The organism is Polaromonas hydrogenivorans, from assembly GCF_040105105.1.
In the GTDB taxonomy this organism is placed as follows: Bacteria; Pseudomonadota; Gammaproteobacteria; order Burkholderiales; family Burkholderiaceae_C; genus Polaromonas; species Polaromonas hydrogenivorans.
The window spans coordinates 3911794-3937504 of record NZ_CP157675.1; the positions used below are offsets into that span (position 1 = coordinate 3911794).

Below are 25711 nucleotides of genomic sequence, written 5' to 3' on the forward strand. Positions count from 1 at the left end.
CGCAAACTGATGAACGGATCACCCCAAGCCCTCTGGCAAGGCCTGCTGCCCGCCGCCATGGTGGGCACTGAAAAAATGGCCTTTACCGCGCCTGGCGTGGGCGGTGCGGTGGGCGAGTTGCTGGCGCAGATCGGGCAGCAGGCCGAAGCTTCCCGTGCGCTGCTGCAGACGGCCGGCGTGCTGGCCATCTGCGAACGCGCCGGCCAGCAGGGGCAGACCCGCGCCGCGCCCGCCGATGTGGCCGCAGCCGAGACCGAACCGGCGCTGGCATCGAACGCCCTGCAAATTTCCCTGCGCTGGGCGCTGGTCGAAGCGCAGCCCCGGCTGCTGGTCGAGATGCTCCAGTGCCTCAAGGCCGCCGGCCTGCGCCTGCCCACCGGGCTGCTGGCGCTGGCGCTGGAGGCCGGGCAGCGCAGCGTTGCCGTGCGGCCGGCCTTGCTTAACGTATTGGGCGAGCGCGGCCGCTGGCTGGCGGGCAAAAACCGCTACTGGCGCTATGGCACCGGCACGGCCGCCCTGGCGCCGCTAGAAACCCGCTGGTCCGAAGGCAGCCTGGCGCAGCGGGTCGAGCTGCTACGCGAAGAACGCCAGGTTGATGCCGCCAGCGCCCGCGAACGGCTCAAAACCGCCCTGCCCGACCTGCCGGCCAAGGAGCGCGCCGAACTCGCCGCCGTGCTGATCGAAGGCCTGTCGATGCAGGACGAAGCCTTGCTTGCCGGCCTGTGCAAGGACCGGGGCGGCGAGGTGCGCCAAATCGCCCGCGCCCTGCTGGCGCAACTGCCTGAAAGCGCGCAGACGCAGCGCGCCATCGCCCGGCTGCAGGCCTGCCTGGAAAAGCAATCCACCCTGAAAAGCCTGCTCGGCGCCAAATGGAAGATCAACCCGCCCGAAGCCGCCAGCGACGACTGGAAAGCCGACGGCCTGGAAGCCGAACGGCCCAAGGGCGAAAGCATGGGCGAGCGCGCCTGGTGGCTGTACCAGCTGGCGCGGCAGGTGCCGCTGGCCTGGTGGGAACAGCACACCGGCATGGAACCCGATGCGCTGATGCAGTGGGCGCGCAAGGGCGACTGGACCGAAGCGCTGGCGCGCGCCTGGCTCGATGTGCTGCGCATCGCCCCCAGCCCGCCGTGGTGCAGGGCGTTTCTGGACCACTGGCCGGCCAAGCTGCTGAACGCATCGCCCGCCGCCGTGCTGGCCCTGCTGCCGCCGGCCGGGCGCGAGCCGTACTGGACGCAAATGCTGGAGCAGGCCAAGGCCGGCAAGGCGGGCAGCGTGCAAGAGGTGACCGAGCAGATGCTGCAGGCCTGCGCGCCGGGCGAGCATGTGTCGCAGGCGCTGTCCGTGCTGCTGCTGGACAAGCTGCCGCTCTACCTGAAGCAGTCCTACTACCTGCGCAGCGCACTGGCCGATGTCTGCTGCGTGCTGCACCCGGCCACCCTGCCCGGCCTGCTGGCGCTGCCGGCGCAACCAGCCGAAGGCACGACAGCCCATCCGCTGGCCGAAGCCGTGCAAAGCAGCCTGCAGGCCATCTCCGCCCGGCACGCCTTTTTAACCCTGACTTCTTTTGCCTCCCTTCCTGAAAAAGACCGCCCATGACCAAGCTTGAAACCCTGCGCCAGCATGCCGAACAAGAATTCGCCCACGAACTCGACGAGCTGAAAAAGCACGACCGCCACGAGCGCCCGGCCAACTGGCTGCTCTCGCCCTGGGCCGTCGTCGCCTACCTGATGGGCGACAAGCTCGACAACGGCTTTCAGGTCAGCGCCAAGTACATCGGCAGCCGCCGGCTGATGGAAATCGCCGTCGCCACGCTGGCCACCGACCGCGCGCTGCTGCTCTACGGCGTGCCGGGCACGGCCAAGTCGTGGGTGTCGGAGCACCTGGCCGCCGCCGTCAGCGGCAACTCCACGCTGCTGATCCAGGGCACGGCTGGCACCAGCGAAGAGCAGCTTCGCTACGGCTGGAACTACGCCCAATTGCTCGCCAACGGCCCGTCCGACAAGGCACTCGTGCCCAGCCCGCTGATGAACGCGATGCGCGCCGGCAAGATCGCCCGCGTCGAGGAACTCACGCGCATTCCGGCCGATGTGCAGGACTCGCTGATCACCGTGCTGTCCGAAAAAACCCTGCCGATTCCCGAACTCGGCTCGGAAGTGCAGGCAACGCGCGGCTTCAGCGTGATTGCCACGGCCAACAACCGCGACAAGGGCGTGAACGAGCTGTCGGCTGCGCTGAAACGCCGCTTCAACACCGTCGTGCTGCCGGTGCCCTCGACCGAGGATGAGGAAGTCGCCATCGTCGTCAAGCGCGTGAGCGAGATGGGCCGCTCGCTGCAGCTGCCCGCCGAGCCGCCCGCGCTCAAGGAAGTGCGCCGCATCGTGCAGATTTTCCGCGAACTGCGCAGCGGCCGCACGGCGGATGGCAAGACGCAGATCAAGTCGCCCAGCTCCTCGCTGTCGTCGGCCGAGGCGATTTCGGTGATCAACAACGGCATGGCGCTGGCCGGGCATTTCGGCGACGGCGTGCTGCACCCGCGCGACGTGGCCGCCGGGCTGATTGGCGCGGTGATCAAAGACCCGGTGCAGGACACCGTGGTCTGGAAGGAATACCTGGAAATCGTCGTGAAGGAGCGCGAGGACTGGAAGCCGCTGTACCGGGCGTGCAGGGAACTGGAATAAGGATGGGGCCAGCCATCACTTTGCATTCGTCATTCCCGCGCAGGCGGGAATCCAGTACGGCGCTTGCAGGGCGCCCGGCTTTTCGTCTGACAGCTGGATTCCCGCCTGCGCGGGAATGACGATGTTGAGCCCCGTACCCATGGGGGAGAACACGAAAGTTAGTCACATCCCAAGCGCAGTCGTTACGGATCAGGAAGGGTTGTCAACGTGAGAAAAGTCCACTATTTCGGCATTCGCCACCACGGGCCGGGCTGCGCCCGCAGCCTGCTGCGCGCCTTCGAGGCCTTGCAGCCCGACTGCGTGCTGGTCGAAGGCCCGCCCGAAGCCGAAGGCGTGCTGGCCGCGCTGCTGTCCGAACACATGCAGCCGCCCGTGGCGCTTTTAAGCTATTGCCCGGACGAGCCGCAGCGCGCCGTTTACCACCCGTTTGCCCTCTTCTCGCCCGAATGGCAGGCGCTGCGCTGGGCGCTGCTGCATCAGGTGCCGGTGAGTTTCATCGACCTGCCGGTGATGCACCAGATGGCGCTGGACAAGGCCCGCGAAGCCGCCGAAGCCGAAGAAGCCGCCCGGCAACAAGCCGAAGCCGACAAAGAAGAGGCCGAGGCTGAAGAAACCCTGCAAATTGCAACCCCAGCCGACGCAGAAACCAGCACCCTCGAAAACGCCGCCGAAGCCAGCACCGCGCCGGCATCGGACGCCAAAACTGCCCAGGACCAGCCCGCCTACCGCACCGACCCGCTGAACTGGCTCGCCCAGGCCGCAGGCCACGCCGATGGCGAAAGCTGGTGGAACCACACCGTCGAGGAGCGCGGCGACGGCGAAGAACTCTTTGCCGCCATCGCTGAAGCCATGACCGCCCTGCGCGCCGATCTGGGCGAGCAGGCGCAAGAGCGCGACCCGATTGAGGCCAGCCGCGAAATCCTGCGCGAAGCCCACATGCGCCAGCGCATCCGCGACGCCGTGAAGCAAGGCCATGCGCGCATCGCCGTGGTCTGCGGCGCATGGCATTTGGGCGGGCTGCAGGCCGCGACCAAGGCCAGCGCCGACGCCGCCTTGCTCAAGGGCCTGCCCAAGCTCAAGGTGCAATCGACCTGGGTGCCGTGGACCTACCGCCACCTCACCAGCGCCAGCGGCTACGGCGCGGGCATCGAGGCGCCCGGCTGGTACGAGCACCTGTGGCTGTGCGGCCAGCAGGCCGACGCGAATCCGTCAGCACCGCCAGCCCGCACCATCGGCTGGCTGGCCCGCATCGCCCGGCTGATGCGCGAGCGCGACCTCGATTGCTCGTCGGCGCACCTGATCGAAACCGCCCGGCTGGCCGACACGCTGGCCGCGCTGCGCCAGCGCCCGCAGCCCGGCCTTGAAGAGCTGCACGAAGCCACGCGCACCGTGCTGACGCTGGGCGACGCGTCCGTCCTGCACTTCATCGACGACGCGCTGCTGGTCGGCCAGAAGATGGGCCAGGTGCCGCCCGACGTGCCCACCGTGCCGCTGCAAAAAGACCTGGAGCAGCAGCAAAAATCCCTGCGCCTCAAGGCCGAAGCGTTCGAGCGCACGCTGGACCTGGACCTGCGCCAGCCCAACGACCTGGCGCGCAGCCACCTGCTGCACCGCCTGACCTTGATCGGCATTCCGTGGGGCCGACTGAGCCGCACCGGCCATTCGGCGCGCGGCACCTTCCACGAAGTCTGGTCGCTGCAATGGCAGCCCGAATTCGTCATGAAGCTGATCGAGGCCAGCCCGTGGGGCCACAGCCTGCAGGCCGCCGCCACCGCGCGCAGCTTGGACCGCGCGCACAAGGCCGCGACGCTGGGCGAGCTGTCGGAGCTGGTCAATCAGGCGCTGCTGGCCGACCTGGGCGAGGCCGTGCAGGCCATCAGCCGCATTCTGGAAAACCGCGCCGCCGTCAGCGGCGACACGCTGCAGCTGCTCGAAGCCCTGCCGCCGCTGGCCAACGTGTTTCGCTACGGCAATGTGCGCCAGACCGACACCGGGCTGGTGGCGCACATGCTCGACAGCCTGATCCTGCGCGCCGCCATCGCCCTGCCGCTGGCCTGCTCGGCGCTGAACGACGACGCCGCCCAGACGCTGCGCGGCAACATCATCGCCGCCCACGGCGCAATCGCCCTGCGCGACGCCGAAGAACAAACCCAGGCCTGGCAGCGCGCCCTGCGCCAGGTCGCAGCCGGCAGCCAGACGCACGAGTTGCTGCAGGGACTGGCCGGACGCCTGCTGCTCGACGCCCAAATCTGGGAACCGGCCGACGCGGCGCAGGCGCTGTCGCTGCACCTGTCCAGCGGCGCCGAACCGCTCAAGGCCGCCGCGTGGCTCGAAGGATTTTTAAACCGCAATGCGCTGGTGCTGCTGCACGACGCGGCGCTGTGGCAACTGGTCAACGACTGGCTGTGCGGGCTGGGCGAAGCGCATTTCACCCACATCCTGCCGCTGGTGCGGCGCACGTTTTCGACCTTCAGCGCGAGTGAGCGGAGTGACTTGGGCCAGCGCGCCCGGCAAGGCGCAAGCGCTGCGCCGGCAGCAGCCACCGCGCCTACTTGGAATGAAGCACTGGCCGCCCTGCCCCTTCCCCTGCTTAAAACCATTCTGGGCGTTGCCGCATGAGCTACACGAGCTTGCCGCTGAAGTCGCAAAGTCGCGTAAAAGGTGAGGTAAACACCGTATTTACACGGGCACCCTTGGCTACATTAAATACGGCTTAGTGACATTTGGAAAATAAAATTCTAGTTTTTCATCTGGCTTTTTATAAACCTCAGATTGATCTATATATAAATAATTTTTATATAGATCAATTATTCAATCCACGAATAACAAACAAAAGAGAATTTTATGATTTTTGAGAAGATAGCAAAAGAATCCATCAAACTTGAAAAATTCGCAACTTACGACTGTTCAAATTTAACCATTATTTCAAATGAAGCAGAGAAAGTTGGAAGGGCATGGTCTGGTTCTTGGTTGGGCTATCACTCGCACGTTTATTATAGAAACCTTGAAATTCCACCTGCTGGCGCGCGCTTTAGTAGCGAATGGGGATTAAATAATAAAGTCGAAAGCCTTGGACTAGGGAGTGTCGGCGAATGGATTGAGTTTTCATTCAAAGATATTACGGAATATATACAAAACAAAACGGGAAATCTTAATCTATCAAAAGTGAGCCACGATAGTTTTGCTGCCGCCGAACAGATAGAAGATGTCAAAAGTACTGTTTTATCTATACTTCATGCACAAAGCATCTTGGAAAATGACAAATTTCTTCAAAAACTAGCCAATAAGTTAGAAGAAATTAAACCCCCTTCACGCGAAGACTTTATCAAGAATGAAACCCCAAAAGGTCAACTATCCACAAGAGATAACCGCGTTGAATGCAAAATAATTCCCCCTCCACACATACTCATTAAATGCAACGCATATGCAACGATGGCACCCTTCATCGCAGCTAAAAATTTAAAAAAGATTATCGAGCAAATCGCATCGCACCTTGACAACCTGGAATCAAAAATGGAAAGTACTAAAAGAATTGGCACCAATATTTTTATTGGACATGGTCGCTCAAGCGATTGGCGAGATTTAAAAGACTTTATTAACGAACGCCTTGGACTACCTTGGGATGAATTTAATCGAGTACCAGTTGCAGGGTTAACCAATATTACTCGACTGGCTCAAATGCTAGACCAAGCATGCATAGCATTTCTTGTTATGAGTGCAGAAGATGAGCAAATTGATGGAAACAAGCATGCAAGGCAGAATGTAATTCATGAAGTAGGCCTTTTTCAGGGAAGATTAGGATTTGAGCGAGCGATTGTTCTACTTGAAGAGGGCTGCGAAGAATTTAGTAATATTCAAGGGCTTGGTCAAATACGCTATCCCAAAGGAAATATCGGTGCCATTTTTGAAGATATTCGACAAGTTCTTGAGCGGGAAGACATTTTATGAATAGGTATCCGTGCAATAAATCCATAAGGTCTAATCATTCAACCTGTACCACCTTGAGCGAGCAAGTCAACTAAATTCATTAGTCGCCCTGCTCCTTCCCTGCTCAAAATAATTCTGGGATTTGCCGCATGAGCCAACCAATCTCCAACACTATCAACACCTCCGCAGCCGCCCCCATCAGCGACGAAGCCCGCCTGCGCCGCTGGCGCCTCGTGCTGGGCAGCGAAGCCGAAAGCGCCTGCGGCAAGCTCTCGGGCGCGCCGGCTGAAATGGACCAGGCGCTGGCCGCGCTCTACGATGCCGACCCCAAAAAAGGCCTGGGCGGCACCGACCGCAAGGGCGGGCGCGGCGGCTCGGCGCCCAGCGTGGCTCGCTGGCTGGGCGACATCCGCAAATACTTTCCCAGCTCGGTCGTGCAGGTCATGCAGCACGACGCGCTGGAGCGGCTGAACCTGCGCGACATGCTGCTGCAGCCCGAAATGCTGGAGAGCGTCCAGCCCGACGTGCATCTGGTCGCCAGCCTGATTTCGCTCTCGCGCGTGATTCCGGCCACAACCAAGGAAACCGCGCGCATGGTGGTGCGCAAGGTGGTCGATGCGCTGCTCAAACAGCTCGAAGAGCCGATGCGCTCGGCCGTGACCGGCGCGCTCGACCGCAGCCAGCGCAACCGCCGCCCGCGCCACAGCGAAATCGACTGGAACCGCACCATCCGCGCCAACCTCAAGCACTGGCAGCCCGACTACCGCACCATCGTTCCCGAGCGGCTGATCGGCTATGGCCGCAAGGCGCGCAGCCCGCAGCGCGAAGTCGTGCTGTGCATCGACCAGAGCGGCTCGATGGCCGCGTCGGTGGTGTATTCGAGCATCTTCGGCGCGGTGATGGCCTCGCTGCCCGCCGTGGCGACCAAGCTGGTGGTGTTCGACACGGCCATCGTCGATCTGACCGAGCAGTTAGATGACCCGGTGGAGTTGCTGTTTGGCGTGCAGTTGGGCGGCGGCACCGACATCAACGGCGCGGTGGGCTACTGCCAGTCGGTCATCCGCGAGCCGCGCAACACGATTCTGGTCTTGATTTCCGACCTGTACGAAGGCGGCGTGGAAGCGAATCTGCTGCGCCGCGCCGCCGAGCTGGTGGCCTCGGGCGTGCAGTTCATCACGCTGCTGGCGCTGAGCGACGAGGGCGCGCCGTCCTATGACCGCGCGCTGGCGGCCAAGCTGGCCGCGCTGGGCGTGCCCTCGTTCGCCTGCACGCCGGATGCCTTTCCGGGCCTGATGGCGGCGGCCATCCGCAAGGAAGACATCAACGCCTGGGCGGCTGGGCAGGGCTTGCTGGCGACGCGGGGGCGCTGAGGCGGGCTGTTTCATGAACAAAAACTGCCTCTTGCGCAATAGTTACGGGCATAGACAGCTATTCAATTCATAGCAACCAATCACCATTAACCAAGGAAAAATCATGAGCATGGGCGCACGTTACATCGCGCTGCACAAGGACCGACTCAATGCGCTGCTGTCCGACCCGCAGGCATCTTTGAGCGCCTTTGTCTTTGATGACGCCAATCAGGCGCTCATCACCAGCTACAGCCTTGAACAGGCGTGGGACGCCTTCCGCTGCCTGTTTGAAGACGACCTGCCCGAACTCAACGGGGGCGAGTTTTTGCAGGACGCCGACTTGGGCGAAGGCTGCTTTCTGATTTCCGCGCCGCAGGTGTCCAGCCTGGCGGCGCAGCTGGCCGGCATCAGCGCCGAAGACCTGCGGGCGATGTTCGATTCGGAGCAGTTCCAGGCCGCTGATTTTTACTGGGAGAACGTCTGGAAAGAGGACTTCGAGGAGATTTCCGAAATGTTTGCCGGGCTGGTGACATTTTTCGAGGGCGCGGCCAGTCGCGACGAGGCGATGCTTTTTTACGTGAGCTGACCGGAGCCAAGACCTGCCATGTACATTCCAAAACCCTTCGAAGAGTCGCGCCCCGAGGTGCTTCACCAATTCATCCGGCAGCATCCGCTGGCGACCCTCATCATCAATGATGCCGAAGGCCTTGCCGCCGACCATATTCCTCTGCTGCTGCGCCCCGAGGCCGGGCCGTCGGGCAAGCTCCTTGGCCATGTGGCACGCTCCAATCCTTTATGGCAGAAAGCGGGCGATGGCATCCCGTGCCTGCTGGTATTTCATGGCATTGACGGCTACATCTCGCCGAACGGCTATGCCAGCAAGCAGGAAACCGGCAAGGTCGTGCCCACCTGGAACTACGAGGTGGTGCATGTGCATGGAAAAGTCCGCGCCATTGACGACCCGGCCGCATTGATGGATATCCTGCAGGCGCTGACCCAGACGCACGAGGCCGATCAGCCGGCGCCCTGGCGGATCGCGGATGCGCCGCCGGACTATATCGAGCGCATGCTGCAGGCGATTGTCGGCATCGAAGTCGAGATCGAGCGCATCGCAGGCAAGGCCAAGCTCAGTCAGAACCAGCCCGGGTCGAACCGGCAATCCCTGGTCAATGCGCTGCAGGGCCGCGATGATCGGGCGTCGCAGGAGATGGCCAAGGCTATTGAGGACCGTGGCGGCGCACAGGCTTGAGACTTGCGGCGGTCAGGCCAGGCGGCCCATGCGATGGGCCAGCTCGACCGCTGAATTCACGCGCAGCTTTTCAAAGATATTGGCCCGGTGGAACTCCACCGTGCGCGGGGTGATGCCCATGTGCTCGGCAATGTTCTTGTTGTAGTGCCCTTGCAGCAGCTGGTCCAGCACCTCCCGCTCGCGCGCGCTGAGCGCGGCCAGGGACTGCTGGAACAGCAGCCGCTCCCGCGAGTCGGCCTGCAGGGCGAGCGCGGCCTGGCGGGCGGCTTCGACCTTGTCCACCAGCAGGTTGTTCTGGAATGGCTTTTCCAGGAAATCCCAGGCGCCGTTCTTGACCGCCGCCACGGCCATGCTCATCTCGCCGTGGCCGGTCAAAAAGAGCACCGGCCAGGGCCAGCCCATGGCCTTGAGCTGCTCGAACGTGGCCAGGCCCGACAGCGGCTCCATGCGGATGTCGAGCAGCACCACGCAGCATTCCCACATGGGATTGCCGGGGCGCAAGGACTGCAGGAACACGTCGCCGCCGCTCCAGTTGCGCGTCGGCAGCCCGCGCGAATCCAGCAGCCAGGCCAGGCCGTCGCGGAAGTCGGCATCGTCGTCAACGATGTGAACGGTGGGATTCATGGGGTTCCAGGGGCTTTCAGGAGTTACGGGGTCAAGGGCAGCCAGACCGTAAATTGTGCGCCGTTCAGGTCGGCGCTGGTGGCGACCTCGATGCGGCCGTGGTGCGCCTCGATGATGGAGCGGCAGATCGACAGCCCCATGCCCATGCCGCCGGTTTTCTGGCTGGCAAAGGCGTCGAAGATGCTGTTGCGCTGCGCAAGGGGAACGCCCGGGCCGCTGTCTTCCACCCGGATGCCCGCCAGGCCGCCGTCCTGCTCCAGGCTGATGCGCACGCAGGCCGGTTGCCGGCCGCCGTGGATGGCCCATTCGGTGGCGTTGAGCACCAGGTTGTGCAGCGCGTGCTCCAGCAGCAGCGCGTCGGCGGGCAAGGTCAGCGGCTGCTCCGGCAGGCGCAATTGCAGCTCCAGGCCGTCCGGCAGCGGCACCTGGCCCGCGACGCGCGCGATGAATTCATTGAGCGCCAGCGGCTGCAAGCTCATTTCCTGTCGCCGGGCGAAGGCGTTGACGCGCTGGATCACGCGCCCGGCCTTTTCCGCCAGGCGCTCCATACGCTCGACCACGGGTGTCACCTCCTCCAGCGTCAGGCTGCCTGCCCGCATCCGGTTGAGCAGGCCGTTGGCAAAGCTGCTGAGCGCTCCCAGGGGCTGGTTGAGTTCGTGCGCCAGGGTGGACGCCACCTCGCCGACCGCGATCAGGCGGCCGGACGCTTCGAGCAGCTCCTGCCGGCGTGCGGCCAGCCGCTCGACGCGCTTGCGCTCGGTGATGTCCAGCACCGAGCCCATCCAGCCGATCACCCGGCCATCGCCCAGCGTCAGCGGCGCGCCATGCGCCAGCACATCGAGCAGATGGCCCTGGCTGTGGCGCAGCTGCATCTCGACGCCCACCTGCTGCGCCATCGGCAGGCTGGCGCTCTGCAACAGCAACTGGAATTCATCGCCCTGCCCGGCCGGCCAGTAGGACATCGCCTCTGCATGGCCCAGGATGTCGTGGGGCGCCAGGCCGACCATCCGGCAAAAGGTCTGGTTGGCGTAGAGCAGGCGCCCGTCGGGGTTCCAGGCGCGCAGGCCGAGCGTGACCGAGCGCTCCATGGCGGTGCGCAGCGCCATCTGGGTTTGCAGCTGCGATTCGGCCCGCTGGCGCCGGGCGGTGTCGCGCCGCAAGAAATAAAGCGCCACCACCATGCCCGCCAGGCAGGCCAGCGCGATGCCGAAAAAGATGCGCGGCGCCAGGGCCGGCCGGCTGTCCAGGGCGTCCACCCGCAAGCGCAAGGGGGCGCCCGGCAGGTTGACGGGCGCGACGTAAAGCGATGGCTTGTCCGGCGGTGCAGCCGCCAAAGGAAAGGTTTCGGCGTCCAGCGCCACGGCGTGGTCCTTGAAGAACCAGGGCGGAATCACGCTGTCTAGCAGCCGGTCAAAGCGGATGGCGGCCACGTAATCACCCACAAAACGCTCGCGCTCGAACACCGGAACCGCCAGCCACAGCATCTGCACCCGGGAATCGCCGGCCTGCGGCAAGGGGCCGGCATAGGCCGCGCGCTGCAGGCCCCGGGTGGTCGTGAGCATGGCCGAAAGCGCTTCGGCATTGTCGGGATGCTGCGCTGCGGATTGCAGGAACAGCGGCCAGGCGGCAACGGCCGGCTGCCGGTCCGCCGCCAGCCAGCCATGCCAGGCGATGGCCTGCGCGCTTCTCCAGAGCTGCCCGCCCGGCAGCGCGGGCGGCGCCGGCTCCTCGCTGCGCTGCACCTGCAGCGCCAGCACCCCCAGGTCGGCCTCCAGGCGGCGCAGGTGAAAGCGCACGGTCTGGTCCAGCCACTGGGCATCGGCGGTGCGGCGACGGTCTTCCTCCTGCGCCTCCACGGTGCGCAGGAACAGCGCCAGCAGCACGATGGACAGCGTCACCAGCAGCAGCATGCCGACCAGCCAGGTCATGGCGCGGCGGTTCAGGACCGACAGCTGGCGGGTGTCCAAATCGAGTACCGCAAAGTCGATGGTCGGTTCTGTCATGGGGGAGGGAATGCTTTTGAGTAGCATAGCGGACATGCATGGCTTCAACGGCTTCAAGGGCTTCAACTGGATCAACCGCAGGCGACTGGCGTGGCGCCTGGGCGCGGCATGGAGCGCCTGCCTGCTGCTGGCTGCCGCGACTCTGGCGGCGCCAGAAAAGGCGCCTGCGCCAGTGCTGATCCGCTTCTCGCATGTGGTGGCGCACGACACGCCCAAGGGGCAGATGGCGCTGCGCTTCAAGGCGCTGGTGCAGGAGCGCTCGGGCGGGCGCCTGCGGGTCGAGGTGTACCCCGACTCCCAGCTGTACGGCGATGATGACGAGATGGAAGCCCTGCAGCTGGGCGCCGTCGAGATGCTGGCGCCCTCGCTGTCCAAGTTCGGCGCGGTGGGCGTGCCGGAGTTCGAGGTGTTTGACCTGCCTTTCCTGTTCCACGACCTCGCGCAGGTGCGCTGCGTGACGCAAGGCCCGACAGGCCGGCAACTGCTGGAGCGCCTGTCGCGCCAGCAAATGGTGGGGCTGGGTTTTCTGGACAATGGCTTCAAGCAGATGAGCGCCGGCCAGCCGGTGCAGGATGTGCAGGATTTCAGGGGGCTGCGCCTGCGCGTCCAGGCTTCGCGCGTGCTGACGGCGCAAATGCGCTCGCTGGGCGCCTACCCGGTAGTGCTGCCGTTTGGCGAAACCCAGCGCGCCCTGGCGGCCGGCGTGGTCGATGGCGCGGAGAACCCGCTGTCCAACTTCCTGACGCAGCACCTGGACGCGGTCCAGCGCGACGTGACGCTGACCAGCCATGGCTACCTGGGTTATGCGGTGGTGTCCAATCCGCGCTTCTGGGCCAGCCTGGACGATGCGGACCGCGACCTCCTGACGCTTGCGCTGAACGACGCCCTGGACGAAGGCAATCGCCTGTCGGCCCGGATGAACCAGCAGGCCCTGGCCACGCTGCGCGAATCCTCCGGCGTGCGGCTGCATGCGCTGTCGGCCGGGCAGCGCAGCGCCATGCGCCGCGCGGTGCAGCCGGCGTATGACGACTTCCAGCGCCGGGTCGGCCGGGCGCTGCTGCGCCAGGTGCAGCGCGACTGCCTGTTTCAAGACCTAGGGTAAACCCGACTGTTGAACGCCACAGTTGGCGGGTCGATGGCGGCTGCGTACCATTCGCAGCGTTCCCGCCCAGCGGGCCGCCGGCTGGTTGTGCCCTGGAGACATAAAGGGAACTGCCAACTTTCCTTTCTTTCAACCCCCTTAGAGGCCATTGCCATGTCAAAGACAAACGCGCGCAAGCCGATTTACAAGTCACTTTACGTCCAGGTCCTGGCCGCCGTCACCATCGGTGTGCTGCTGGGACACTTTTCGCCCGAACTGGGCGCCCAGATGAAACCCCTGGGCGACGGCTTCATCAAGCTGATCAAGATGATCATCGCGCCGATTATTTTCTGTACCGTCGTGATCGGCATCGCCGGCATGGAAGACATGAAAAAGGTCGGCAAGACCGGCGGCCTGGCGCTGCTGTACTTCGAAGTGATGTCCACGCTGGCGCTGGTGATTGGCCTGATCGTCGTCAACGTCCTGCAGCCCGGATCGGGAATGCACATCGACCCGACGTCGCTGGACACCAAGTCCATCGCCGCCTACACCGCGCCCGGCAAGATGCAGGGCACGGTGGATTTCCTGCTCAACGTGATTCCTTCCTCGGTGGTGGACGCGTTTGCCAAGGGCGAGATCCTGCAGGTGCTGCTGTTCTCGGTGCTGTTTGGCTTTGCGCTGCACCGGTTTGGCGGACGCGGCACCATGGTGTTTGACTTCATCGAGAAGTTCTCGCATGTGCTGTTCGACATCGTCGGCATCATCATGAAGGTCGCGCCGATCGGTGCTTTCGGCGCCATGGCGTTCACCATCGGCAAGTACGGCCTGGGTTCGCTGTTTTCGCTGGGCAAGCTGATGGGCGCGTTCTACCTGACCTGCCTGATCTTCGTGTTCGTGGTGCTGGGCATCGTGAGCCGGCTGCACGGCTTCAGCGTGTTCAAGTTCGTGCGCTACATCAAGGAAGAGCTGCTGATCGTGCTGGGCACCTCGTCGTCCGAGTCGGTGCTGCCGCGCATGATGGAAAAGCTGGAAAACCTGGGCGCGCGCAAGTCGGTGGTCGGGCTGGTGATTCCGACTGGCTATTCGTTCAACCTGGACGGCACCTCGATCTACCTGACCATGGCGGCGGTGTTCATCGCCCAGGCCACCGACACACCGATGTCGCTGACGCAGCAGATCACCCTGCTGGCCGTTCTGATGCTGACCTCCAAGGGCGCGGCCGGCATCACCGGCAGCGGCTTCATCGTGCTGGCGGCCACCTTGTCTGCCGTCGGCGGCGTGCCGGTCGCGGGCCTGGCGCTGATCCTCGGGATTGACCGCTTCATGTCGGAAGCACGGGCGCTGACCAACCTGGTGGGCAACGGCGTGGCCACGCTGGTGGTCGCGAAGTGGACGGGCGACCTGGACATGCAGCGCCTGCACCAGGGGCTCGATCAGCCCAGCCTGCAGGAGTCGCAGGAACCCGAGATCATCCTGGACCAGCAGGTCGCCCACATGGCGGTGGCGAAGTCCCAGGGCTGAAAAATTCACACGGGCGGCTCCTGTCAATGGGACCGCCCGGGTTGATGGCAAAAGGCCGGCATGAGTGATCATGCCGGCCTTTTGCATTGACGTAGCGCTGTAATCAGATCTCGATCTTGCTGCCCAGCTCGACCACCGAGTTGTTCGGCAGGTTCAGGAAATCAGCCGCGCCACTGGCGTTGTGGTGCATCTGCGCAAACAGCTTTTCGCGCCAGGCCGCCATGCCGCTGCCGATGGTCGGAATCACCGTGTCGCGCGATAAAAAGTAACTCGTCGTCATCGGCTCCAGCTGGCAGCCCCGGTTTTTGATCTGCTGCAATGCCCTGGGCAGGTCCAGGTCGTTCTTGAAGCCGTAGTGAATGTTCACCTGCCAGCAGTCGTGGCCCAGCGATTCCACCTGCAGCCGCTTGTCCATGCCAATCCACGGCACTTCATGGTTCACCACGGTGACGAACAGGTTTTGATCGTGCAGCACCTTGTTGTGCTTGAGGTTGTGCAGCATCGCGTTGGGCACGATGCCCGGCTCGGCGGTCATGAAGACGGCCGTGCCCTCGACCCGCAAGGGCGGGCTGACAAACACCGCATCCAGGAAACTCGACAGGTCAATCGCGTCGGTGCGCAGCTTTTCATTGAGGATTTGCCGGCCTTGCTTCCAGGTGATCATCAGCGTGAACACCGCGCCGCCAATCACCAGCGGGAACCAGCCGCCGGCGAACAGCTTCATCAGGTTGGACGCGAAAAACGCGAAATCGACGAGAAAAAACATGCTGGTGGCGGCAATGCACAGCGCCAGCGGGTACTTCCAGCCATAGCGAATCACGTAGAAGGTCAGGATGGTGGTGATCAGCATGTCGGTGCAGACCGCAATGCCGTAGGCCGCCGCCAGGTTGCTCGACGAGCGGAACATCACCACCGCCAGCACAATGGTGACAAACAGGCCCCAGTTGACGAACGGCATGTAGATCTGGCCGGTGTCGCGAACGCTGGTGTGCTGGATGCGCAGCCGGGGCAAATAGCCCATCTGGATGGCCTGCTTGGTGACGCTGAAGGCGCCGGTGATCAGCGCCTGAGAGGCGATCACCGTGGCCATGGTGGCCAGCACCACCAGCGGAATCAGCGCCCAGTCGGGCGCCATCAGGTAAAACGGGTTTTTCACCGCCGCCGGGTTGCTCAGCAGCAGCGCGCCCTGGCCGAAATAATTGAGCACCAGCGATGGCATGACCACCGAAAACCAGGCCAGCCGGATCGGCTTCTTGCCAAAGTGGCCGAGGTCGGCATACAGCGCCTCGGCGCCCGTGACGCACAGCACCACGGCGCCCAGGATGATGAACGTGATGCCGGGGTTGGCCCACATGAACATCAGCGCGTAATGCGGGCTGAGCGCAAACAGGATCTCCGGATGCGTCACGATCTGGGACACGCCCAGCAGCGCCAGCACCGCAAACCAGACGATGGTGATGGGGCCGAAGAACTTGCCGATGCCTGCCGTGCCGTGCTTTTGCATGGCAAACAGCCCAAACAAAATGACCAGCGTGGTGGGAATCACCGCCTTGGTGAAGGTGGGCGAAATCACCTCCAGGCCCTCGACCGCCGACAGCACGGAAATCGCCGGCGTGATGACGCCGTCGCCGTAGAACAGCGAGGTGCCGAAGATGCCGACCAGCAGCAGCACCTTGCGCAGCTGGGGCCGGTCCTGCACGGCGGTGGAGGCCAGCGCGAGCATGGCGATCAGCCCGCCCTCGCCGTTGTTGTCGGCGCGCAGCACCAGCGTGACGTATTTCAGCGAAACGATGACGGTCAGGGTCCAGAAGAAGATCGACAGGATGCCGTACACGTTGTCGGGGGTAAAGGGAACATGGCCGGAGCCGAAGACTTCCTTGATGGCATACAGGACGCTGGTGCCGATGTCGCCGTAAACAACGCCGATGGCGCCCACGGTCAGCACGGCAAGTGATGATTTTTGACTTGTCACAAGAACTGCCCGTCTGTGGAAATTGAACCGGCTTGAAAGCGGTCAACAGCGGCCAAGGCCGACGGAATGGTTATTTAAGGGACCGCTATTTTGCATGCAGCCGACCCGCCTGCCATCAGGAAACACCCCCGGCTGGAAGAAACGCCGGTTTTGTTGCACTGCAACAACTCGCCCGGCCCCGTCCAGGCAAGCCAGTCGAGCGAACTGCCCGCCTTTGCCGTTCACTATAAAATAAATAGCAACAAATACCCACCAGATAAGCGCAAATGGCCAATAAAGCATGAGATTGCGATGCAGTGCGGACGCTCAGTCGTACACCTCGGCATCCGGATCGGTGGCTTCAAGCTCGTAGCTGGCCGCCAGCATGGCCAGCCGGGCGACGACGCCGTACATGTAAAACCGGTTCGGGCCGCTGGAGCCGGGGATTTCACCGTTCTGCGGCAGGCGCCCACTGTCCGAAAAGGCCAGCGGCTCGAAGCTGGCCCCGGGCGCGTTCAGGTTTTCGTCCACGCCGCGCTCGGCATTCACCCGGTAAAAGCCGCCGACCACATAGCGGTCCATCATGTACACCACCGGCTCGGCCACGGCGCCCCCGATGCGCTCGTTGGTCAGCACGCCTTCCTGGATGATGATTTCAGACAGCGGCTGGCCGTCCTTGGTCGTGCTCATCTTGTTTTTGGTCTTGCGGCTGAGCGTGTCCAGTTCCTTGGCGTCATGCACCGTCATGACGCCCATGCCGTAGGTGCCGTTGTCGGGCTTGACCATGACAAACGGCTTTTCGTTGATGCCGTATTCCTTGTACTTGCGCCGGATGCGCGACAGCAGCGCATCGACATGCGTGCTCAAGCATTCCATGCCCCGGCCTTCCGGGAAATTGATGTCGTCGCACTGGGCAAACAGCGGATTGATCAGCCACGGATCAATGCCGAGCAGCTTGCCAAAGCGCTTGGAAATTTCTTCGTAGGCCTTGAAATGGTTGGATTTGCGCCGCACCGTCCAGCCGGCGTGCAGCGGCGGCAGCAGGTGCTGCTCGTGCAGGTCTTCCAGAATGCCGGGAATGCCGGCCGACAGGTCGTTGTTGAGCAGGATGGTGCAGGGGTCGAAGTCCTTGAGCCCCAGCCGGCGGTCGGTGCGGATCAAGGGCTCGATCACCAGGCTCTCGCCGCCCGGCAGCTGCATCATGGTCGGCTCCTTGATGTCGGCGCTCAGCGAGCCAAAGCGCACGTTCAGGCCGGCCTGGTGAAAAATGCGCTTGAGCTGTACCACATTGGCCAGGTAAAACGGGTTGCGGGTGTGGTGTTCGGGCACCACCAGCAGGTTGCGCGCCTCGGGGCAGATTTTTTCAATCGCGGCCATGGCCGCCTGCACCGCCAGCGGCATCATTTGCGGCGTCAGGTTGTTCCAGCCGCCCGGAAACAGGTTGGTATCGACCGGCGCGAGCTTGAAGCCGGCATTGCGGATATCGACCGAGCTGTAGAAAGGCGGCGTGTGCTCCATCCATTCGAGCCGGAACCAGCGCTCGATGGCCGGCGTGGTGTCCAGGATGCGCTGTTCAAGCTCGTTGATGGGGCCGGTCAGGGCAGTAATGAGGTGCGGAACCATGCGGCCACTTTCGATGGGGGAATCGTTATTTTGTTCGGTTATCCCGAATTCTAGGGCTTATGAATCGCCCAATATCCGGCTTGCCCGCCAGAGGCGCAAATGGCCTACAAGGCGTCAGGCAGCCCACGGCACGGGGCTGGCCAACGGCCTCACGGCGGGCAAGGCGGGGAATCCTTACGAAAGATTGGGATACAAGCGTGGCTTGCAAGTGCAGACCCACGGCTTTCTCGACCGGCGTCCCGCCGGGCCGGTTTTCAGCGCATCTTCAACGTATCAGGTGCGGACTTCGCCTTGGCCCAGCACCACGTATTTCAGCGAGGTCAGGCCCTCGATGCCGACCGGCCCGCGCGCATGGAACTTGTCGGTGCTGATGCCGATTTCCGCGCCCAGGCCGAACTCGAAGCCGTCGGCAAAGCGCGTGCTGGCGTTGACCATCACGCTGGCCGAATCGACCTCGCGCAGGAACTGCTGGGCATGCATGTGGTCGCGCGTCAGGATGGCGTCGGTGTGGTGGCTGGAATAGCGGTTGATGTGCGCAATCGCCTCTTCGACGCCGGACACGACCTTGATGCTGATGACCGGCGCCAGGTATTCCTCGTACCAGTCCTGCTCGCTGGCCGGAACGATGTTTGCTATTGATTCAATAGCTGGATACGCATGCAGGATGTGCGCCGAGGCCTCATCGCAGCGCATTTCCACGCCCTTGGCGGCATAGATGGCGGCGATTTTCGGCAAAAACGCCTCGGCCACGCCGCGCGCCACGAGCAGGCCTTCGGTCGCGTTGCACGGGCTGTATTTCTGGGTCTTGGCGTTGTCGGCGATCTTCACGGCCATGGCGATGTCGCACGGGTCATCGACATAGACGTGGCAGTTGCCGTCCAGGTGCTTGATGACCGGCACCTTGGCATCGCGGCTGATGCGCTCGATCAGGCCCTTGCCGCCGCGCGGGATGATGACATCGACATACTGCGGCATGGCGATCAGCTGGCCGACGGCCTCGCGGTCGGTGGTGCCGACGAGCTGCACGGCGTCAGGGGGCAGGCCGGCTTGTTCGAGCGCCTGACGCACCAGAGCGGCCAGCGCCTTGTTCGACTCGATGGCCTCGGAGCCGCCGCGCAAAATGCAGGCGTTGCCGCTCTTGATGGCCAGCGATGCGGCTTCAATCGTCACGTTCGGGCGGCTTTCGTAGATCATGCCGAAGACGCCAATCGGCACGCGCATCTGGCCGACGCGGATGCCGCTGGGCTGCTCTTTCATGCCGATGATCTCGCCGATCACGTCGGGCATGGCGGCCAGCTGCTCGCAGCCGAGCGCGACGGTTTCCAGATCCTTGGCGCCGAGCTTGAGGCGGTCAAGCAGCGGCCCGGCCAGCCCGGCGGCAGCGGCGCGCTCCAGGTCGCGCTGGTTGGCCGCCTGCAGGCTTCCCAAGTTCTGGCGCAGCAAGCCGGCCAGATTCAGCAATGCTCTGTTTTTGATAGCTGCCGGCGCACGCGCCACCTGCGCAGAAGCCGTTTTTGCCTGCAAACCCAGGGTCTGCATGTATTCAGCGATGTTGAGGGCGTTCATGGGTCGGGCTTTCGTTCAAGGTTCAGGGCGAGTATTTTGCCTTCAACACGGCGCCGGCCTGCGGCTCCTGGATTTTCGGCGCAACGCCCCGGCGCTGCATCATGTCCCGGCTCATGGCCTCGACGGCTGTGGGCGGCAATGCGGCCTGCGCGGCGGGATAGGCGATGGTGTTCTCGTCGTCCAGGTGCCGGCGGTACAGGGCGGCGAACTGCGCCAGCGCGGCGCTCTGCGCGGGCGTCAGTGGCGTCCAGCCTGATTCGGGGCTGTCGGCAATCGCCTGCAGCGTGCGGCGGGCCTCGGTCCACGCCACTTCCATCTGCCGGTGGTCCTGCGCCAGCCGCCGGGCCAGTTCGCGCAGCGCAGCGTCCGGCCCGGCCAGCAGCGACGGGAAGACATGCAGCTCCTCGTCCTGATGGTGCAGCGGCGCGGCCAGGTCGAAGTAGCGCATCACGTCGCGCGCGGCCTGGCGCGCCGGCTCGTCGCAGCCTTTGTCCAGAAGGTATTGCTGCAGTTTGGCCTGCAGCGCCAGCATGCGCAGGGCGCGCTCGTGGCAGGCAGCCAGCATCTCGAACGGCGCTTCCAGCCCGGCGCCTGGTGCGCGGTGACCGGGCAGCGCTACCTGGCGAATGGCGGGGCGGGCGGACGGGTTCGCGGCTGTCATGTCAACCCAGTTGCACGGCCTGACCCTGCGCGTCGAACGGGATGTAGGCGCTGATCTCGCCGTGCTTGATGGCCTCGACCATGCGCAGCAGCGGCGCCTCGGCGTCCTCGGAAGTCGGCGGCTTCCTGGCGGTGCCGGGCAGCGCGGCGGCGAACACGATGCGCCAGTCATGGCCGAACCCGGCGGACTCGGCGGCCAGCGCGGCAAAGCTTGTCAGCTCGTCGGGGCGCTTGTCCACGCACATCAGCGGCACCAGCGCGCCGCCCTGCCCGGCGGCAAAACCGGCGCGCTGCTCTGGCGTCGCGTCCTCGGGCAGTTCGGCCCCGGCAAAGACAAACAGCAAGCGCTGCGGCGCGGGCTGGGCGCGGGCGGCCTGCAGCAGATCATCAAAATTCGAAATCGTCATGAAAAACATCCAGTCATGAAAAAAAAGAGGTGCCGACAAAGGCGCAGCCCTGCCGGCCAGAAAACTAAAAAACTGTCGTGCCACCATCGGGCGACAGGATGCTGACGTAATCGCCGGGCGACGGCCGCACATGCGGGGGCTTGCGCGACTGCGCCGTTCCCATGCTGACAAAGCACAGCGCATGCTCGCCCTCGACCAGGCCAAAGAGCGCGCGCAGGCCGCCCGACTTGAGCGCCTTGCCGCTGGTCAGCGCCGAGCCGTACCCCATGGCGGTGGCCATGAGCAGCATGTTTTGCAGCGCGCAGCCGGCCGATATCATGCGCTCGAACAGGTCTATCATCAGGTCGCCCCGGCGGCCATCGACCACCACCAGCATGAGCAGCGGCGCGCGGTGGGCTTTTTCCTGCGCCTGCGCCACCTGCTCGGGCGTGGCGGCGCTGTCGCGCTCCAGCAGCGCTTCGCCAAAGACATCGGCCAGCAGCCCTCGCGCATTCTGCGGCACCAGCACGAAGCGCCAGGGCAGCAGCTGCCCATGGTCTGGCGCGGCGGACGCGGCGTTCAGGATCACCTCCAGTTCCGGCCGGGTGGGGCCAGCCCCGCCCAGCCGCCTGGGCAGGATGGTCTGTCGCGACTGCATGAGCAAGGCGGCCATCGACAGGTCGCCTTCGGCCAGGGCATGGTGAAGCGGCGCGGCGGGCTGAAGGGGCAAGGCGGCAGAAGTCATCGTGTTTCACCTTTCACCAGGACGTTCATCGGCGCAGCAACTCACCCGCAAGTGCCCAGATGGCCGCACTGGGTGCAGTAATCGCAGCCGTCCTTGCGGATGACCGCATGGGCGCCGCATTCACTGCATTTCTTGCCGGCCATGACCGGCGGCGCCAGGCTGGAGGCGACCTGCACGGGCTCTGCCGGCGCCAGGCTCAGGGCCGACTGGGCCGCGCGCCTGGCGATGATATTTTGCACCGCGTAGGCAATCGCCGCCACCTCGGAATCGTGCCACAGCGGCACGCGCGTGCCGTCGGCTTTTTCGTAGGTGCCCAGCCGCACCGGGCCACGGTCCCAGGCGACCTTGCGCATGTCGCTGAGCGCGCGCTCCAGGAAGCCGCCGCGCGCGGCCAGCGACAGCATGCGCATGCTGGAGGTGATCCATTGCTGCGACTCGCCGCTCTGCCCGACCGGCATGAAGAACTCGATGGCGCGCTCGACCGTGCCCGAGCCGCTGGCAGCCGGCACCGGCAGGAACGACACCACGATGTACAGCGTCTTGTGGCCTTCCTGCGTCCAGTATTCGACCTTTTCGGCGACCGCCGACAGCGCGCCCTTGGGCCGGCTTTCGATCACCGTGCGCATCGGGTCCACCGGCGCTGGCGCCGCTGCGGCCGGCGTGGCGTCGGGGCTGGCGTGGGTTTCGAGCACCGCGCCCAAAATGGCGTTGGGCCGGTAGGTCGCCAGGCCCTTGAGCCCGGCGCGCCAGGCCTGGTGGTACAGGCTCTTGAAGTCGCCGTAGGCGTAGTCGGCCGGCACGTTGACGGTCTTGGAAATCGCCGTGTCGATGAAGGGCTGCACCGCCTGCATCATGGCGATGTGGCTGGCCGCCGTCATGTCGAGCGCCGAGACGAAGTAGCCGGGCAGCTTGTTCACGTCGCCGCCCAGTTCGCGGTAGAGGCGCCATGCGTGGTCCTCGACCGCGTATTCGGTGGTGCTGCCGTCGGATTCGCGCTTTTTGCGCTTGTACATCCACGAAAACGCCGGCTCGATGCCGTTGGAGGCATTGTCGGCAAAGGCCAGGCTGACCGTGCCGGTGGGCGCAATCGACAGCAGGTGGCTGTTGCGGATGCCATGGGCGCGGATCGCCTGCTGCAACGCGGCCGGCAGCCGGCTGGCAAAGGTGCCGGTGGCCAGGTAGCCGTTGGCGTCGAACTTGGGGAAAGCGCCTTTTTCCTTCGCCAGCTCGACCGAAGCGGCATAGGCGGCATCGCGCATGCGCTCGGCGATGCGGGCAGCCACCTCGCGCCCTTCGGGGGCGTCGTAGCGCAGGCGCAGCATGGCCAGCGCGTTGCCCAGGCCGGTAAAGCCGACGCCGATGCGGCGCTTGGCGCTGGATTCGGCCTGCTGCTGCGGCAGCGGCCAGAAGGTCACTTCGAGCACGTTGTCGAGCGCGCGCACCTGCGTCGCCACGGACGCCTCGAAGGCCTCGAAATCGAATTCGGGCTCGCCGCCGAAGCCGAACGGATGGCGCACGAAGCGCGTCAGGATGATGGGGCCGAGGTCGCAGCAGCCGTAGGGCGGAAGTGGCTGCTCGCCGCATTGCCCGGTGACGAGGCCGTTGAAGATGACGGTGTTGCCGTCCGGCTGGGTCGTGTCATAGACCGGCTCCACGCCAGCGGGCTCGATGGCGGTGATGGTGGCGGCAAAGCGCTGGGTCTTGACGAGTGCCTTGCCGGCGACCCAGGCGTCGTACTTCTCGCGCTTGGCAGGAAGCAGGAAGCCGATCTCGCGCATGAAGGCCTCGCGCGATTCGCCGTCAACGATCAGCTCGTGCTGGGTCTGGCAGAGGTAGTCGCGCTGTCCGCCCTGGCCATCTGGCAAGCTGCGCGGGCCAGCTTCGCGCCGCTCGTGGATGCGCGAGAACACGCCGAAGTTGGCCAGCAGCACCTGCACGTCCTGCAGCAGCGGCCGGTGGCTGGACGACAGGCGCACCGAACAGCTCTGGCGGTTCGACGACACGTTGACCGTGCCGTCGGTCTGAAAGAGGCCTTGCAGATAGCCGCGCATGCAGGCTTCGTTGCCCCGCCATACCACTTCGGGCACCTCCAGCTTGGTCTCTCCATTGAAACCGTAACCATCCAGCACGCGGGCCAGCATGGTCGAGCGGATGAAGACCATGTTGCGCTCTGCAACGGCGACGGGCTTGACGAGGTAGTCGCGCGGTGCCAGCGACGTGCCGGCGATCAGCGCGTTGACGGAACCGGCAATGTCATCGGCGAGCTGGCGCTCCTCGTTCCACAGACTGATGACCGCAGCCTGCTCGCCCTTGCCGCAATCCGTGAAGTGCCCGTCGCCCGTGATCAGCCCGAGCAGCATGCCCAGCGCCCCGCTGCCCTGGGCGCCGAACTGGCCTTTGCCCGACTGCACCCACAACTCGTCACCGGCTTTCAGCTCCGACAGCTTGAGCTTGCCTCGGGCCGTGTAGAACTCGTGCCAGGCCGTTGCCTTGATCTGATAGCCCTCGGCCGTGGTGACCTTGAAGACCTCGGCTTGCCCCGCGCTCAGAAATGCCGGTACGGCCGCCCGAGTGACGGTGCCGCGCTGATCCGCGCCCAGCGCGCGGCGGTCCACCGTGCAGTTCAGCGCGCCGCCGTTGGCCTGCAGCCAGCCGATGGGCACGAGGCCGTGCTGCGTCGCCAATCGCGTATCGGCGGTCACGCAGGGATTGGTCGCCGCAATCGCCTCGCAGTAGCGCAGGTTGTTGTCGGTATTGATGTTGTCCAGAAACAAGATGCCCGGCTCGGCGAAGTCATAGGCCGAACGCATCACGGTGTCCCACATCTCGCGCGCCGCCACGGTCTGGTAGACCCACAGGCCGTCCGCGCGCTGGAATGCGCCCTTGGCCATCAGGGCCGCGCCGGGCTTGGCCTTGTGCACCAGCTCCCACGGCTGGTCGTCGCCCAGTGCCTGCATGAAGCCGTCCGACATGCCGACCGACACGTTGAAGTTGTTCCAGCGGCCGGGCGTGCGCTTGGCGGTGATGAACTCGTGCACATCGGGGTGGTCGATGCGCAGCACGCCCATCTGCGCGCCGCGCCGCGCACCGGCGCTTTCCACCGTCGAGCACGACTGGTCAAACACGTTGATGTAGCTGCATGGCCCGGAAGCCATCGACGCGGTGGCCTTGACCTCGGCGCCGCGCGGGCGGATGCGCGAAAAGTCGTAGCCCACGCCGCCGCCGCGCCGCATGGTTTCGGCGGCCTCGCGCAACGCTTCGTAAATGCCGGGGTAGCCGCCGTCATCGACGCCCTGGATGCAGTCGCCGACCGGCTGCACGAAGCAGTTGATCAGCGTGGCCTGGATGGCCGTGCCCGCCGCGCTCATGATGCGGCCCGCGCCAATCGCGCCGGCGTGCAGGTTTTCCAGGAACAGCGCCTCGTGCTTTTCGCGCTCGGCGGGCAGCTCGACCGAAGCCAGCGCCCGCGCCACGCGCCGGTACACGTCTTCCACGCCGCTTTCGCCCGGTTTCAGGTACTTTTCCTTCAGCACGTCGTGGCTGATGGGCTGGGTGGCGGTCAGGTCTTGCGGCCGGCCAAAATGTTCGCGCTTCATGTGGGGGGTTCCTTTGGAAAATGCTGCGGGGCGACACTACCGGGCAGCTATTGCATCGAATTCTGCGCCCAAGGCTTGGTGCCAGCAAAGTATGGCGGGGTGGCACTGTGGTGAAAAGCGCGTAGCAAACGCTGCTGGCAAACAACAGCAGGACGGTTAGCAAGAACTGCCCGAACTCATCGGCCGGCCGGGATGGCTAAATAATCTTGGGGGGGGGGCTGGTGCTTGTTAAAGATGAGGCACAAAGTTGTGAAGAAGCGTGGAGTGACCTATCAAGGCTCGGCAAAATTCATGGCACAGTCCGGCATACCTTGATCCCGGACTGCGCCGACTGAGAAAATTTGATTCCAACCAGATGCGTGGCTTCAACAATCAGCCGCAGCTCGGCGGGTAATTGTTCAAGCGTTATTGCCATCAAGGGTTCTGCGACCAATTCATAGATGCCTTTTTCTGCGCTCCGGGTACGGTGGACATCGCCCCAGTCCAAGGCATACACACCGCGCTTTGCCATAGCGACGTAGTCCTCAAGCCTCGGGTAACTGACATGAAGCCGGACATCCGATTTTTCCGGAAGCGCTAACGCTTGCTCTTCGATCTGGTAAGCCGATTCATTGGTTGAATGGGCGGTTGCAGGTATCGGCCCTTCACCGCCCGTGAAAAATATTGCGACATGATGCTGGTCATCTACTGCCAGCCAGACATAGTCAACCTGGTGCGGATATGGCAGAGCTTCTTTCATGACTGGTAAACCC

At 64.2% G+C, this 25711-nt stretch carries 20 protein-coding genes; 9 read left to right on the top strand and 11 right to left on the bottom strand.

The genetic code is table 11. The features are described 5' to 3' along the window. Nucleotides 1-9: 9 nt before the first annotated feature. Nucleotides 10-1596: a DUF5691 domain-containing protein gene (locus ABLV49_RS18795; protein WP_349278851.1), complete on the top strand. Its 1587-nt coding sequence runs from the start codon at nt 10-12 to the stop codon at nt 1594-1596. Beyond that, nucleotides 1593-2678, top strand: a complete 1086-nt coding sequence (locus tag ABLV49_RS18800) for an ATP-binding protein (RefSeq protein WP_349278853.1) — start codon at nt 1593-1595, stop codon at nt 2676-2678. Before ABLV49_RS18795 ends, ABLV49_RS18800 begins: the two co-directional genes overlap by 4 nt. 15 nt (nt 2679-2693) lie before the next feature. Here ABLV49_RS18800 and ABLV49_RS18805 read toward each other — a convergent pair whose 3' ends face one another. Then, nucleotides 2694-2819, bottom strand: a complete 126-nt coding sequence (locus ABLV49_RS18805; protein ID WP_349278855.1) for a hypothetical protein — start codon at nt 2817-2819, stop codon at nt 2694-2696. 66 nt (nt 2820-2885) lie between these two features. Between ABLV49_RS18805 and ABLV49_RS18810 the strand changes: the two genes are divergently transcribed. From ABLV49_RS18810 to ABLV49_RS18830, 5 genes are all read left to right on the top strand, one after another. Continuing rightward, nucleotides 2886-5297 (top strand): DUF5682 family protein, encoded by a 2412-nt coding sequence (locus ABLV49_RS18810; RefSeq protein ID WP_349278857.1) that lies wholly within the window; start codon nt 2886-2888, stop codon nt 5295-5297. Nucleotides 5298-5522: 225 nt separating this feature from the next. After that, nucleotides 5523-6626, top strand: coding sequence for a nucleotide-binding protein (locus ABLV49_RS18815; protein ID WP_349278859.1), 1104 nt, complete (start codon nt 5523-5525; stop codon nt 6624-6626). A 128-nt stretch (nt 6627-6754) separates the two neighbouring features. Then, nucleotides 6755-7975 (top strand): VWA domain-containing protein, encoded by a 1221-nt coding sequence (locus tag ABLV49_RS18820; RefSeq protein WP_349278861.1) that lies wholly within the window; start codon nt 6755-6757, stop codon nt 7973-7975. A gap of 103 nt (nt 7976-8078) precedes the next feature. After that, nucleotides 8079-8540: a DUF1877 family protein gene (locus ABLV49_RS18825; RefSeq protein WP_349278863.1), complete on the top strand. Its 462-nt coding sequence runs from the start codon at nt 8079-8081 to the stop codon at nt 8538-8540. A gap of 18 nt (nt 8541-8558) precedes the next feature. Beyond that, nucleotides 8559-9203 (top strand): FMN-binding negative transcriptional regulator, encoded by a 645-nt coding sequence (locus tag ABLV49_RS18830; RefSeq protein ID WP_349278865.1) that lies wholly within the window; start codon nt 8559-8561, stop codon nt 9201-9203. A gap of 12 nt (nt 9204-9215) precedes the next feature. Here ABLV49_RS18830 and ABLV49_RS18835 read toward each other — a convergent pair whose 3' ends face one another. Continuing rightward, nucleotides 9216-9827 carry a response regulator transcription factor gene (locus ABLV49_RS18835; RefSeq protein WP_349278867.1) on the bottom strand — a complete coding sequence of 204 codons (612 nt, stop codon included), beginning with the start codon at nt 9825-9827 and terminating at the stop codon, nt 9216-9218. A 23-nt stretch (nt 9828-9850) separates the two neighbouring features. Further along, complete coding sequence (locus ABLV49_RS18840) at nt 9851-11830, bottom strand: two-component system sensor histidine kinase NtrB (RefSeq protein WP_349278869.1); 1980 nt, start codon at nt 11828-11830, stop codon at nt 9851-9853. Nucleotides 11831-11846: 16 nt separating this feature from the next. Between ABLV49_RS18840 and ABLV49_RS18845 the strand changes: the two genes are divergently transcribed. Together ABLV49_RS18845 and ABLV49_RS18850 are read left to right on the top strand one after the other, a co-directional pair. Next, nucleotides 11847-12932, top strand: a complete 1086-nt coding sequence (locus ABLV49_RS18845; RefSeq protein WP_415838159.1) for a DctP family TRAP transporter solute-binding subunit — start codon at nt 11847-11849, stop codon at nt 12930-12932. Nucleotides 12933-13085: 153 nt separating this feature from the next. After that, complete coding sequence (locus tag ABLV49_RS18850) at nt 13086-14432, top strand: dicarboxylate/amino acid:cation symporter (protein WP_349278873.1); 1347 nt, start codon at nt 13086-13088, stop codon at nt 14430-14432. 103 nt (nt 14433-14535) lie between these two features. Here ABLV49_RS18850 and ABLV49_RS18855 read toward each other — a convergent pair whose 3' ends face one another. The 8 genes from ABLV49_RS18855 to ABLV49_RS18890 all read right to left on the bottom strand — a co-directional run bounded on the left by ABLV49_RS18855 (nt 14536) and on the right by ABLV49_RS18890 (nt 25698). Next, the gene (locus ABLV49_RS18855) at nt 14536-16404 is read right to left on the bottom strand and encodes a potassium transporter Kup (protein ID WP_349278875.1); all 1869 of its coding nucleotides are present in this window, start codon (nt 16402-16404) and stop codon (nt 14536-14538) included. Between the two features lie 306 nt (nt 16405-16710). Continuing rightward, on the bottom strand, nt 16711-18006 hold the full coding sequence (gene gshA, locus ABLV49_RS18860) for a glutamate--cysteine ligase (protein WP_349278877.1): 1296 nt from the start codon (nt 18004-18006) through the stop codon (nt 16711-16713). Nucleotides 18007-18279: 273 nt separating this feature from the next. Further along, a complete protein-coding gene (locus ABLV49_RS18865; protein WP_349278879.1) occupies nt 18280-19572 on the bottom strand; it encodes a glutamate-5-semialdehyde dehydrogenase in 1293 nt (430 codons plus the stop codon). A gap of 22 nt (nt 19573-19594) precedes the next feature. Next, nucleotides 19595-20137 (bottom strand): hemerythrin domain-containing protein, encoded by a 543-nt coding sequence (locus ABLV49_RS18870; protein ID WP_349281793.1) that lies wholly within the window; start codon nt 20135-20137, stop codon nt 19595-19597. A gap of 97 nt (nt 20138-20234) precedes the next feature. Continuing rightward, a complete protein-coding gene (locus tag ABLV49_RS18875; protein WP_349278881.1) occupies nt 20235-20639 on the bottom strand; it encodes a ribonucleotide reductase subunit alpha in 405 nt (134 codons plus the stop codon). Between the two features lie 64 nt (nt 20640-20703). After that, complete coding sequence (locus tag ABLV49_RS18880; RefSeq protein ID WP_349278883.1) at nt 20704-21363, bottom strand: nitroreductase family protein; 660 nt, start codon at nt 21361-21363, stop codon at nt 20704-20706. Nucleotides 21364-21404: 41 nt separating this feature from the next. Continuing rightward, on the bottom strand, nt 21405-24959 hold the full coding sequence (locus tag ABLV49_RS18885; RefSeq protein ID WP_349278885.1) for an LAGLIDADG family homing endonuclease: 3555 nt from the start codon (nt 24957-24959) through the stop codon (nt 21405-21407). 289 nt (nt 24960-25248) lie between these two features. Continuing rightward, nucleotides 25249-25698 carry a hypothetical protein gene (locus ABLV49_RS18890; protein WP_349278887.1) on the bottom strand — a complete coding sequence of 150 codons (450 nt, stop codon included), beginning with the start codon at nt 25696-25698 and terminating at the stop codon, nt 25249-25251. Nucleotides 25699-25711: the final 13 nt, after the last annotated feature.